General features: G+C 57.6%; 14 protein-coding genes. All 14 read left to right on the forward strand.

Annotation, left to right across the window (positions count from 1 at the left end):
- Nucleotides 1–34 precede the first annotated feature (34 nt).
- The 14 genes from MHFGQ_RS02720 to rsfS all read left to right on the forward strand — a co-directional run bounded on the left by MHFGQ_RS02720 (nucleotide 35) and on the right by rsfS (nucleotide 11,981).
- Nucleotides 35–1,903: a TIGR03960 family B12-binding radical SAM protein gene (locus tag MHFGQ_RS02720; protein WP_106004503.1), complete on the forward strand. Its 1,869-nt coding sequence runs from the start codon at nucleotides 35–37 to the stop codon at nucleotides 1,901–1,903.
- Nucleotides 1,893–2,603, forward strand: coding sequence for a TIGR03936 family radical SAM-associated protein (locus MHFGQ_RS02725; RefSeq protein ID WP_106004502.1), 711 nt, complete (start codon nucleotides 1,893–1,895; stop codon nucleotides 2,601–2,603). The genes MHFGQ_RS02720 and MHFGQ_RS02725 overlap by 11 nt, the downstream gene beginning before the upstream one ends.
- A gap of 5 nt (nucleotides 2,604–2,608) precedes the next feature.
- A complete protein-coding gene (locus MHFGQ_RS02730) occupies nucleotides 2,609–4,294 on the forward strand; it encodes an Rne/Rng family ribonuclease (protein WP_106004501.1) in 1,686 nt (561 codons plus the stop codon).
- 125 nt (nucleotides 4,295–4,419) lie between these two features.
- Nucleotides 4,420–4,731 carry a 50S ribosomal protein L21 gene (gene rplU, locus MHFGQ_RS02735; RefSeq protein ID WP_106004500.1) on the forward strand — a complete coding sequence of 104 codons (312 nt, stop codon included), beginning with the start codon at nucleotides 4,420–4,422 and terminating at the stop codon, nucleotides 4,729–4,731.
- The gene (locus MHFGQ_RS02740) at nucleotides 4,731–5,069 is read left to right on the forward strand and encodes a ribosomal-processing cysteine protease Prp (RefSeq protein WP_106004499.1); all 339 of its coding nucleotides are present in this window, start codon (nucleotides 4,731–4,733) and stop codon (nucleotides 5,067–5,069) included. The genes rplU and MHFGQ_RS02740 overlap by 1 nt, the downstream gene beginning before the upstream one ends.
- Before the next feature lie 33 nt (nucleotides 5,070–5,102).
- Nucleotides 5,103–5,372 carry a 50S ribosomal protein L27 gene (gene rpmA, locus MHFGQ_RS02745; protein WP_170066165.1) on the forward strand — a complete coding sequence of 90 codons (270 nt, stop codon included), beginning with the start codon at nucleotides 5,103–5,105 and terminating at the stop codon, nucleotides 5,370–5,372.
- A gap of 78 nt (nucleotides 5,373–5,450) precedes the next feature.
- Nucleotides 5,451–5,993 (forward strand): Spo0B domain-containing protein, encoded by a 543-nt coding sequence (locus MHFGQ_RS02750; protein WP_106004497.1) that lies wholly within the window; start codon nucleotides 5,451–5,453, stop codon nucleotides 5,991–5,993.
- A 27-nt stretch (nucleotides 5,994–6,020) separates the two neighbouring features.
- Nucleotides 6,021–7,292, forward strand: a complete 1,272-nt coding sequence (obgE, locus tag MHFGQ_RS02755) for a GTPase ObgE (protein ID WP_106004496.1) — start codon at nucleotides 6,021–6,023, stop codon at nucleotides 7,290–7,292.
- A gap of 255 nt (nucleotides 7,293–7,547) precedes the next feature.
- Entirely contained in the window at nucleotides 7,548–8,684 is a 1,137-nt protein-coding gene (gene proB / locus MHFGQ_RS02760; protein WP_106004495.1) for a glutamate 5-kinase, read from the forward strand.
- A gap of 68 nt (nucleotides 8,685–8,752) precedes the next feature.
- Entirely contained in the window at nucleotides 8,753–10,009 is a 1,257-nt protein-coding gene (locus MHFGQ_RS02765; RefSeq protein ID WP_106004494.1) for a glutamate-5-semialdehyde dehydrogenase, read from the forward strand.
- 37 nt (nucleotides 10,010–10,046) lie between these two features.
- A complete protein-coding gene (gene nadD / locus MHFGQ_RS02770; protein WP_106004493.1) occupies nucleotides 10,047–10,700 on the forward strand; it encodes a nicotinate-nucleotide adenylyltransferase in 654 nt (217 codons plus the stop codon).
- Nucleotides 10,701–10,745: 45 nt separating this feature from the next.
- Complete coding sequence (locus MHFGQ_RS02775) at nucleotides 10,746–10,991, forward strand: RNA recognition motif domain-containing protein (RefSeq protein WP_106004632.1); 246 nt, start codon at nucleotides 10,746–10,748, stop codon at nucleotides 10,989–10,991.
- A gap of 76 nt (nucleotides 10,992–11,067) precedes the next feature.
- Nucleotides 11,068–11,631 carry a bis(5'-nucleosyl)-tetraphosphatase (symmetrical) YqeK gene (gene yqeK / locus MHFGQ_RS02780; protein ID WP_106004492.1) on the forward strand — a complete coding sequence of 188 codons (564 nt, stop codon included), beginning with the start codon at nucleotides 11,068–11,070 and terminating at the stop codon, nucleotides 11,629–11,631.
- A gap of 8 nt (nucleotides 11,632–11,639) precedes the next feature.
- Nucleotides 11,640–11,981 carry a ribosome silencing factor gene (rsfS, locus tag MHFGQ_RS02785; RefSeq protein ID WP_106004631.1) on the forward strand — a complete coding sequence of 114 codons (342 nt, stop codon included), beginning with the start codon at nucleotides 11,640–11,642 and terminating at the stop codon, nucleotides 11,979–11,981.
- Nucleotides 11,982–12,001: the final 20 nt, after the last annotated feature.

The following is a 12,001-nucleotide window of genomic DNA, read 5'->3' on the forward strand; positions in this document are numbered from 1 at the left end:
AATTACCAAGAACTTTAAGGCTGGAGGCAATAAATTGCGAGACGGTGAACTGGAAAAATTGTTAAGTCGGGTCAGCAGGCCGTCCCGTTATCTGGGTACGGAGTGGAATGCCGTACACAAGGACTGGGAAGAAAATCCGGCCCGCATGGCCTTTATTTATCCCGATTTGTATGAAGTAGGTATGTCCCATTTGGGCCTGGCCATCCTCTATGGTGCCGTCAATGAACGGGCGGGTATGCTGATGGAGCGGGCCTTTGCCCCGGGACCCGATTTGGAGGCCCTGTTGCGGCAAAATCACATCCCTCTTTTCAGCCTGGAATCCCACCGTCCTTTATATGAGTTCGACGTTTTAGGCTTTACCCTGCAGTACGAAATGAGCTATACCACTATCCTTAATATCCTCGACCTGGCCGGTATACCCCTTCTGGCCGGGGAGCGTACCGCCGCCCATCCTCTAATTATCGGCGGGGGGCCGGGGGCGGCCAATCCGGAACCGTTGGCCCCTTTTTTTGATGCTTTTCTTTTAGGCGACGGCGAGGAAGCCTTGCCTGAGCTGCTGGCCCTGGTGGCCGACTTGAAAAAGAAGGGGACAATTAACGACCGCCGCCGGGTTTTGCAGACTATTGCCGGTCTGCCCGGCTTTTACGTCCCTTCCCTGTATGAGGTAAAATATAATGATGACGGCACCGTGGCAGAGGTCGTGCCCCGGGAGAAAGGCGTGCCCGCGCGGGTATCAAAGAGAGTCATCCCCGATCTGGACACCGCCTATTTCCCGACGCGGCCCATTGTCCCCTTCCTTGAGGTTATCCACGACCGCATCATGCTGGAGGTCATGCGCGGCTGCACCCACGGCTGCCGTTTCTGCCAGGCAGGCGCCATTTACCGCCCGGTAAGGGAAAGGGATCTCGCCCTTCTCCTGCGTCAGGCCGAGGAGCTGGTGCGCCATACCGGCCACGAAGAAATCTCCCTTACCTCCTTAAGTACGGCCGATTATTCCAGGGTGGAGGAGCTGGCCCAAACCCTGACCGCCGCCTATGCCGACCGGGGAGTGAGCATTTCCCTGCCATCTTTACGGGTGGATGCCTTCAGCGTCCGCCTGGCGGAAGCCGTCCAGCGGGTGCGGAAAAGCACCCTGACCTTTGCCCCCGAAGCGGGCAGCCAGCGTCTACGGGACGTTATTAATAAGGGCGTCGATGAGGAAGACATCCTGACGGCAACCGCGGAGGCCTTCCGGGCGGGATGGCAGGCAATTAAGCTGTACTTTATGATCGGTCTGCCGACGGAGGAGGAAGGAGATCTCCTGGGAATAGTCCATCTAGCCCGCCGCATCCTCGACGTGGGCAGAAAACTGGCCCCCGGGGGCAGGCCGACGGTGACCGTGAGTGTATCGTCTTTTGTCCCCAAACCCTGGACTGCTTTTCAATGGGAACCCCAGGACCGTATAGAAGTAATCAAAAGGAAACAAGAGATGTTGCGCCGCCATCTCAAAGGACCGGGAATGAAGTTTAACTGGCACGAGGCCGAGGTCAGCTTTATCGAGGCGGTCCTTTCCCGAGGTGATCGGCGTTTAAGTAAAGCCATTGCTGCGGCCTGGCGCCGCGGTGCCAGGTTGGAGGGTTGGACGGAACACTTTAATTTCACCCTTTGGGAAGAAGCCTTCCGGGAAACGGGGATTGATCCGGCCTTTTACGCCTATCGCCCGCGCCGTGACGATGAAGTTTTTCCATGGGATCACCTGGACTTTGGTGTAAGTAAGGCCTTCTTAAAAAAAGAGCGGCGGCGCGCCCGGGAGGGACGGGTCACGGCCGACTGTCGTTCGGGGAGATGCAGCGGCTGCGGCGTTTGTCCGGGTCTGGGGGTCGACCTTATCCTGAAGGGAGGTTCCCCGGGCCATGCGGTTTAGAATAAAGTACCGTAAGGGTGGTTGGACGGTTTATCTGGGGCACCTGGAGATGCTCCGCCTCTGGCAGCGGGCCATGCGGCGGGCGGGCCTGCCCCTGGCCTACAGCCGCGGTTTTAATCCCCATCCCCGCCTTTCCTTTGGCCCCGCTCTGGCCGTAGGCATCGAGGGCCTGGCCGAATATCTGGACGTTGAATTGGCTCACCCCCTTTCCGACGAAGAGATAAAAGAGAGGCTCGGGGCCGAACTGCCGGTGGGGCTGGAGCTCATCCTGGTCTTGTCGGTTCCAGAAGGGGCGCCGGCTTTAACGTCCGTAATTAATGCGGCCGCCTACCGCGTATCCTGGGATGAACCAAAGGACGCGGAGACGATTCGCGAAAGGGTGTCGGCCCTTTTAGCCGCGCCGGTGATCGAAGTCGTGCGGTCAAGTAAGGAGGGTACCGGGGTAAAGGACATCCGGCCCGGGGTTTACCGCCTCGATGTTTTAGACAATGGTTTTTTGGATATGCTCCTGGAATGCAGCGCCAAAGGAGTTGTGCGCCCGGAAGAAGTCCTTCAGGCATTGGCCCTGGAAGGAACGTACCGGCTGACGCGTACCGGACTGTTTATTCGTCAAAACGGCAGGCTCCTGACACCGGAAGAGTTTGTTGAACCTCCTTCCCCGGCCCGGGGCCGTCACCGCAGCGCTGTTACGAGAAGGTAGAGAGAGTGAACAAGGAAATTCTTATCCAGGAAGACGCTGAAGAAACGGCCGTGGCCGTACTAGAAGACGGCCGCCTGATGGAAATATATATGGAGCGTGATGCCCGGGCACGCCTGGTGGGCAACATCTATAAGGGCCGGGTGGCCAACGTTCTTCCCGGCATGCAGGCCGCCTTTGTCGATATCGGCCTGGAGAAAAACGCCTTTCTTTTTATCGACGATACCTATGGCCTGAAGGCCCTGGGGGAGGAAGGGGTTGGAAGCCGCCGGCGTATCGGCGATGTGGTCAAGGTAGGCCAGGAAGTTTTGGTGCAGGTGGTCAAGGAACCCCGGGGGACCAAAGGCGCCCGGGTCACCACCCAGATCACCCTGCCGGGCCGCTACCTGGTCCTTATGCCTACGGTAAATTATACAGGCATTTCGCGCCGGATCGGCGGCAACGGAGAAAGGGAGCGGTTGAAAGAGCTTTTGCGGGCGGTTAAACCCCACCGCATGGGCCTGATCGCCCGCACGGCCGCAGCCGGCGCGAGTCTGGAAGAGCTGAAGGAAGATCTGCGCTCCCTCTGCCTTACCTGGAAGGCCATCCGGGAGCTGGCTTTGAAGAGCAGGGCGCCGCGCTTATTACATCGCGATGCAGAGCTTTCCGTTAGAATTCTAAGGGATGTATACACAGAGGATGTCGACAGGCTCCTGGTCAATTCCCGTACCGCCTATACCAGGATTTTGGACCAACTTGCGGTTCTGGCGCCCGAACTCCGCAGGCGGGTAGTACTCAAGGAAGGAGTTGACCTTTTTGCCCTTTACGGCGTTCAGAGCCAGGTGGAACAGGCCCTCAAGCGCAAGGTGTGGTTAAAATGCGGCGGTTATCTGATCATCGACCAGATGGAGGCCCTGACGGCCATTGACGTCAATACCGGTAAATACGTTGGCCGCCACAACCTGGCGGAAACCGTCCTGAAGACCAACCTGGAGGCGGCGGTGGAAGTCGCCCGGCAGCTGCGGTTGCGCAATATCGGCGGGATTATAGTCATCGATTTTATCGATATGGAAAATCCAGCCCATCAGGAACAGGTGATCAAAGTCCTCCAGAATGAACTGGCCCGGGATAAAACGAAGACCCATATTTTAGGTTTTACCCGCCTGGGACTTTTGGAAATGACCCGGAAGAAAGATCAGGCAGAACTGGGAAGTATGCTCCAGCAGGATTGCCCGTACTGCCACGGTACGGGCAAAGTCCTGTCGGAGGAGACGATAGCCCTTCAGGCCAGGAAGAAGGTAATGCAGCTGGCATCAGAAAGCCGGGCGCCGGCCCTTTTGGTGGAAGCCAACCCGGCGGTGGCTGCCCTCCTCATCGGGCCGGGGGGCGGCAAAATGCGCCTTCTGGAGCAGCGGGCCGGGAAAAAGCTCATTATCAAGGGAAATGAAGACCTTCATGTGGAGGAAGTGCGGCTGATAGAGATCTTTGACCGCCGGGAGATCGCCGAACTGGCCGCTCCCGTGAAGGCCGGGCAGGTTTTGAAGGTGACCATAGAAGGCATCCATACCGTTAACCTCGACGACGGCATCGCACGGGTGGACGGCTTTGTCCTCGATATCCCCGGCGGTGCCGCCTACCTCGGACAGGAGGTGCCAGTGGAAATCACCCGGGTTTACCGCACCTACGCCCGGGCGCGGATCGTGGACGATGCTTGACAGCCCTTGGGAAAATGTGATAAACTGCAAAAAGCCGCACCAGAGTTTTAAACCGCTCGCCGGGGGTTTCAAAACCGCACCAGGGTACCCTGCGGCGGCGAGTCTTAGCTTGGGGGGATTTAAGTTTGTACGCCATTATTTCCACCGGCGGTAAACAGTACCGGGTGCAGGAAGGCGACGTCATCCGGGTGGAGAAGCTGCCGGTTGCCGCAGGAGAAAAGGTAGTTCTGGATAAGGTGCTGGCCGTGGGCGAAGGCGCCGAACTCAAGGTTGGCGCTCCTTACGTTGAGGGAGCAAGGGTCACCGCCGCCGTAGAGGCCCACGGTAAGGGTAAAAAGATAATAGTATTCAAGTATAAGCCCAAGAAAAATTACCGTCGCAAGCAGGGACACCGCCAGCCATATACCCGGCTGCGGATAGAGAAAATCGAGGTTTAATGATTAAGATCGTCTTCTGGCAGGACAAGGACGGAAGCCTTTTTGGCTTAACCGTTACCGGTCATGCCGGTTTCCGGCCGAAGGGGGAGGATATCGTCTGTGCCGCCGTATCGGCCCTCGCCCAGACGGCGGTGTTGAGCCTGAGGGAACAGTTGGAGGAAGAACCCGTAGTAACCTTGAGGGAGGGCTTCCTCGAGTGCCGGTTGGCTCAAGGTTTAAGCCCCGTCGGCCGAAAAAAGGCCCAGATTATTTTAAAGACCATTGCCGCGGGTCTCAGGGCCATAGCCGAAGATTACGGTGATTATGTAGCGATAGAGTATCGGCGGTTTTCCAGCTAGCAATTCCGGTTCAAGGGGGTGGGCGCGATGATTATGGATTTACAACTATTTGCCCATAAAAAAGGTGTCGGCAGCTCCCGTAACGGGCGTGACAGCGAGTCCAAGCGCCTGGGCGTTAAAAGGCAGGACGGCCAGTTTGTCAGGGCCGGTAACATCCTGGTGCGCCAGCGGGGCACCAAGATCCATCCGGGCGTAAACGTGGGCATCGGCAAAGACGATACCCTGTTTGCCCTGGTGGACGGCATAGTGCGCTTCGAGCGCAAGGGCCGCGAGAAGAAACAAGTCAGTGTCTATGCCAGTTAAAAAGAACCCCTGGAATTATCCAGGGGTTTCTGCTGTAAACATCGGTAAAAATAATATTTAAAGGGCGAGGTGTCCGCCGTGACCTGGCAGGCAGGAGAAGTCATTTCTTTGTTGCGCTGGCAGCGACACGACATTTTAAACCATCTGCAGGTCATCTACGGTTATATCCAGCTGAAAAAAGGCGAAAGGGCCCTCAGCTACCTCGAACAGGTAGTTGGTGAGCTGGAACGGCTGGGAACCGTTTTACGCCTGAAGCAACCGGAACTGGCCTTATTGATTCTTAAAAAAATGGAAGAGCTAACCAATCGAGGCATCAACCTGCGATGTGACATACATACTATGATGGAGAACCTGGATTTAGAAAAGGATGCGGCCCTTGCCCTGTGGGAGAGCGCCTGGGATCTGGCCATGGCATTGGCCGGCGATGGCGGCACCCTCAATGTGAGTCTGACGGAGGTCGCCGACGGTTATTGCCTGTCTTTTAAATTCGGAGGAGAAGCGGTTCTTCCCGAGGGCGACGCCGCCCGCTTGGCCGAACTGGCCGGACACCATCAAATACCCTTTGTCTGGGAACCTGCCAGAGGCGAAATGAGTCTGCTTTTCAAGAAACGGTTGAGTTAAAACCTTAGTTGGAGGAACGCAATTTCCTTGTTTTACGACGAAGCTAAGATTTACGTCCGCGGCGGCGACGGTGGCAACGGCATCGTCGCCTTCCGGCGGGAGAAATATGTGCCCCGCGGGGGACCCAGTGGCGGCGACGGCGGGCGGGGTGGCAGCGTTATCCTGGAAGCCGATGCGTCCTTAAGAACTCTGGTCGATTTCCGCTACCGCACCCATTACCGGGCCGAGCGGGGCCAGCACGGTCAGGGTAAGAATAAACACGGCCGCAGCGCGCCGGATTTAGTCCTGCGGGTGCCCGTCGGGGTGGTAGTCCGGGACGCGGCTACCGGCCAAATTTTGGCCGATTTAGTGGAACCGGGCCAGCGCGTCGTCGTGGCGGCCGGAGGCCGCGGCGGCCGGGGCAATGCCCGCTTTGCGACGCCTACGGACAGGGCCCCGACTTATGCGGAAAAAGGTGAACCCGGTGAAGAACGCTGGTTGATACTGGAATTAAAGCTCCTGGCCGATGTAGGGTTGATCGGCATGCCCAATGCCGGTAAATCCACCCTCCTGTCCCGGATATCCGCCGCCCGGCCCAAAATTGCCGATTACCCCTTTACCACCCTGACACCTGTTTTGGGCATGGTACGTATGGACGAAGGGAAATCCTTTGTGGTTGCCGACATCCCCGGGCTCATCGAAGGCGCCCATCAGGGTGCCGGCCTAGGATTGAAGTTTTTACGCCACATCGAACGCACCAGGGTCCTGGTCCATGTCCTCGACGTATCATTACCCGCTGAAGACGTCTGGCGGAACTGGCAGGTAGTTAACAAAGAACTGGAACATTATAACCCCCAGCTGGCCCGGCGTCCCCAGGTGATCGCCGCCAATAAAATGGACGTCCCCGGCGGCGAAGAAAAGGTGGCCTACCTAAAGGACCGCTTGGCGGACGCTTATCCCGTTTTCCCCATCGCCGCCGCCACCGGCGCCGGCCTTGAGCCCCTTCTTTATCACCTGGCGGAGATGCTTGAAAGGCTGCCGCCGCCGGCACCTTTAATTGAACCCGAAGAGGAGAAGGTAACCGCCTTTACACCAGAAGAGATAACCATCATCCGGGAAGGCGACGTTTTCCTTGTGCAAAACAGGGAAATCGAGCGGCGGGTGGCCATGACATATCTAGATAACGACGAGGCCGTCCGCCGCCTGCAGAATTATTTACGGCAAAAGGGCCTTGAGGACGCCCTGCAGCGGGCCGGCGTCTTTCCCGGCGCTACGGTAAGAATAGGTAAATATGAGTTTGAGTACATGGATGAGGCATAAAAGTACTGGATGCCAGTGTGGTATGAAGAGGATGGTACCTGGCTAGAGCAATGGGTATAATGCCAGGTAAGGGGGGTGGTGGGTACAGGCGGAAGGCGACTTGGTTCGAGGCGTCAGATACTTGCGCGAAGACGCAGCGAGGCGGCGATGAACGGGATGGGGATCGTAACGTGGCTTTAGGGACGAGAAATATGACGGCCTGTAATGATTACTCAAAGAGATAAAGCCAGGACAATTTTAGTAGGAGTGACGGCCTTGACGGAGAGGGAGTGCCGTGAGGCTCTGCAACACGCCCGCAGGCTGGTCGTTAAAGTGGGTACCAGCACCCTGACCCACAAAACCGGTAAACTCAACCTGGAACGGATGGAGCGCCTGGTGCGGGAACTGGTGGATCAGGTCAACGCCGGCCGCCAGGTGGTGCTGGTTACCTCCGGAGCCGTGGGGGCCGGTATGGGACGCCTGGGGTTGAAGGAAAAACCAAAGACCCTGCCGGAAAAGCAGGCGGCTGCCGCCGTGGGTCAGGGCCTTTTGATGCACATGTATGAAAAATTCTTTAGCGATTACGGCCTTCTCGTGGCCCAGGTTCTGCTGACCCGCGATGATCTGGCCGACCGCCGCCGTTATCTAAATTCCCGTCATACCCTGGCCACGCTCTTGAAAATGGGCGTGGTACCCATAGTAAACGAAAATGATACCGTGGCCGTCGACGAAATAAGGGTGGGAGACAACGACACCCTGGCCGCTCTGGTGGCCGGTCTGGTGGATGCCGATCTGCTGATCCTCTTAACGGATACCGGCGGCCTTTATACGGCCGATCCTTTAACCGATAAAGGAGCCACCCTGCTCTCCTGCGTGACGGAAATTACCCCGGAAATAGAAGCCTTGGCCGGAGGTGCCGGATCTACGTGGTCTACGGGCGGTATGGCGACGAAAATTCAGGCGGCCCGCCTGGTTACCAGCTTCGGTATTCCCATGGTGATCACCAGCGGGTTGGAGGGCGGCAGGATCGGTGCCGTTTTGAGGGGCGAGGAAGTGGGGACCATCTTTATACCCCGGGAGCACCGCGCCCATACCCGCAAGCGCTGGCTGGCTTACGGTCCGGCCCCGCAAGGGGAGATTCTGGTGGACGCCGGGGCCGCCCGGGCCATTTGTCGGAATGGGAAAAGCCTTTTGCCCGGCGGGGTGGTAGCCGTTAACGGCGATTTCGAACAGGGAGCCATTGTCAGCATTATCGATCCGAACGGCAAAGAAATAGCCCGGGGGATGTCTAATTATTCGGCAGAGGCCGTACGCCGGATACAGGGCAGAAAAACGAAAGAAATTGGCGAAATCTTAGGTTATAAAGATTACGACGAAATTATCCATCGCGATAACATGATCGTTCTGGTATAAAGGCCTAATGGCGTTAAGCGCCCGGCGGGGCGTTGGGAATATTTTTTATAGGAGAAAGGAGTGCTGCCATGAGCATAGCCGCGGAAATAGAGGTAAAAGGACGACAGGCCAGGGAGGCGGCGCGCGTACTCGCCAACCTCAACACCGCCATAAAAAATCAAGCCCTGCTGGCCATGGCCCGCGCCCTGGAGGAAGAACAGGAATTTATCCTTAAAGCCAATGCCAGGGATATGGAGGCTGGCAGGGAAAAGGGGCTTTCCCGGGCCTTACTCGACCGGCTGCTTTTAAATGAAAAACGCATTAAGGACATGGCGGCGGGATTACGGGAACTGGTGGCCCTGCCCGATCCCGTGGGCGAAGTAACGGCCATGTGGACGCGCCCCAACGGCCTCCAGATCGGCCGTATGCGGGTACCCCTGGGGGTCATCGGCATAATCTATGAAGCCCGGCCCAACGTCACCGTCGATGCCGCCGGCCTGTGCCTGAAAACAGGCAACGCCGTCATCCTGCGGGGCGGCTCGGAAGCCTTTCACTCCAACATGGCACTTACCCGGGTCATCAGCCGGGCGGCAACGGCCGCCGGTATACCGGACGGCGCCATCCAGTTGATTGAAACTACCGACCGCGAAGCCGTTAACCTCCTCCTGCGGGCCAATGAATATCTGGATGTCTTGATTCCCAGGGGCGGCGCCGGCCTCATCCGTACGGTGGTGGAAAAGGCAACGGTGCCGGTCATTGAAACGGGGGTGGGCAACTGCCACGTTTATGTCGACGCCGAAGCCGATCTGGCCATGGCCCAGAATATCGTCATCAACGCCAAGACCCAGCGTCCCGCCGTCTGCAACGCCATGGAAACCCTCCTGGTCCACGAGGGGATAGCGGCGGCCTTCCTACCCCCGCTGGCCGCGGCCTTGAAGGAAAAGGGCGTCGTATTGAGGGGCTGCGAGCGGACCAGGGAACTCGTTCCCTGGGCAGAGGCGGCCACCGAAGAGGATTGGGCCACCGAATATCTGGACCTGATTCTGGCCGTGCGGGTTGTGGACGGCCTTGAAGCCGCATTGGAGCACATTCATACCTACGGCACAAAACATTCCGAAGCCATTGTCACCAATAATTATCACACGGCCCGGGAATTCCTGGCCCGGGTGGACGCTGCCGCCGTCTATGTTAATGCTTCCACCAGGTTTACCGACGGCTATGAATTCGGTTTTGGCGCGGAAATAGGCATCAGCACCCAGAAGCTCCATGCCCGCGGCCCCATGGGTCCGGAGCAGCTCACCACCTTTAAATATATCATCTTTGGTAGTGGACAGATACGTCAGTAATTGTTAAAATATCAGCATAGGGAACCGGGAGGGAGTTATGACGACGTTCGCCCAATACCGGCGGGTAGGTATTATGGGGGGCACCTTTGACCCCATCCATTTCGGCCATCTGGTGACTGCCGAAGCCGCCCGCTGGGAGTTTGCCCTGGAGAAAGTGATATTCGTCCCTTCCGGACGACCTCCCCATAAAAAGGGCTATGCGGTCACGGCGGCGGAGCACCGCTATCAAATGACGGTTCTGGCCACGGCCAGCAATCCTTATTTTGAAGTGTCCAGGTGCGAGATCGACAGGGAGGGCTACTCCTATACCATTGATACCGTCCTCGAGTTTCGCCGCCTTTACGGACCTGATGCCCAGCTGTTTTTTATCACCGGTGCCGATGCCATTCTGGAGATCCTGACGTGGAAGGATGTCGACAGGCTCCTGAAGGAGTGTCATTTTATAGCCGCCACGCGTCCCGGTTTTCAGTTGAACCGGCCTGGGGAATTAAAGCCCATGTTACCGGTTGAGGGTAGGCACCGCATCCATCTCATCGAAGTCCCGGCTCTGGCCATATCTTCTACGGACATCCGCCGGCGGGTGCAAAACAATAAACCCATAAAATACCTGCTGCCGGAGACGGTAGAAGAATATATCCGCAGCCACGGCCTGTATCAATCACGACCGGGCGGCGTATATGAAAAGAGCTAGGACTATATACTACTACTAACTTCAAAGAAGAGGTGAAGTGCATTGGTGCGTACCCTTTACGTGGGCAATCTTCCCTGGGCCACCACCGAAGAAGAACTGGCCAGGGCTTTTGCCGCCCACGGCGAAGTGTTGAGCGCGCGGATTATTACCGACCGCCAGACGGGGCGCTCCCGGGGTTTCGGTTTCGTGGAAGTAAACGACGCCGACGCCGACCGGATGATAGCGGCCATGAACGGTGCCGAGCTCGGTAACCGCGTCTTAACCGTCAACGAAGCCCGGACCCGTTCCTAAAGACCTGAAAAAGCAGTGAACCTCCTATTTTTAATTTTAAAAAATAGGGGGTTTTTGTTAGCTGCTGGAGGAAGAAATGAAGAAGTATTTTGAGCTTCTGGCGGCCCGGCTGCCGGAAGGGCGTTTTCGCCACAGCCTGGGTGTAGCTGATACAGCGGCCGGACTGGCCGTGAAAAACGGTATTGACCCCGAGCAGGCCCGCCTGGCGGGCCTGCTACATGATTATGCCCGCGACCTGCCCCCAGAGCGGCTTTTAGAGCTGGCCGAGGAGGCGGGGCTCATATCCTGTGAAATCGAGAGGCGGCTGCCGCTCCTGCTCCACGGGCCTGTAGGGGCCCTGCTCCTTGAACGGGAGCTGGGTATCACCGATAAAGCCGTACTTCAGGCCGTTGCCCGTCATACGGTGGGGGCGCCGGCCATGACCCCTCTCGACAAGATAATATACCTTGCCGATGTTATCGAACCCGGACGCCAGTTCGCCGGCGTCCACACCCTCAGGCAGGCGGCGGCTGCCGACCTGGATACGGCTTTTTTGAAGGCGTTAGAAACTACCATAGTTTACGTGTTGGACAGGGAACAGCTCCTTCACCCGGCTACGGTGGAGGCGCGCAATTTTATTTTAATGACCAGGGGAGGTTAGTGCCTTTGATGGAGGCGGCCCGGGTGGCCGAACTGGCGGCCAGGGCGATTATGGAAAAAAAGGGATTGGAACCGGTAATCCTCGATCTGCGGGGGATTACCCTTATTGCCGATTATTTCGTCATCGCCAGCGGAACGGCGGCGACCCACGTCCAGGCCATCGCCGGCCGGGTGGAAGAAGTACTGGAGGAAAACGGGGTGAAACCCCTGCACCGGGAGGGTTGGGATGCCGCCCGCTGGATCCTCCTTGACTACGGCGACGTGGTGGTACATATTTTTCGGGAAGAAGAGCGGCGTTTCTACGATCTGGAACGCCTCTGGCGGGATGCCGGGGTGGTTAAAATAGATTAACTAAGTAAGAGGGTAAATTC

This window comes from Moorella humiferrea (assembly GCF_039233145.1).
GTDB classification, from domain to species: domain Bacteria; phylum Bacillota; class DSM-521; order Neomoorellales; family Neomoorellaceae; genus Neomoorella; species Neomoorella humiferrea.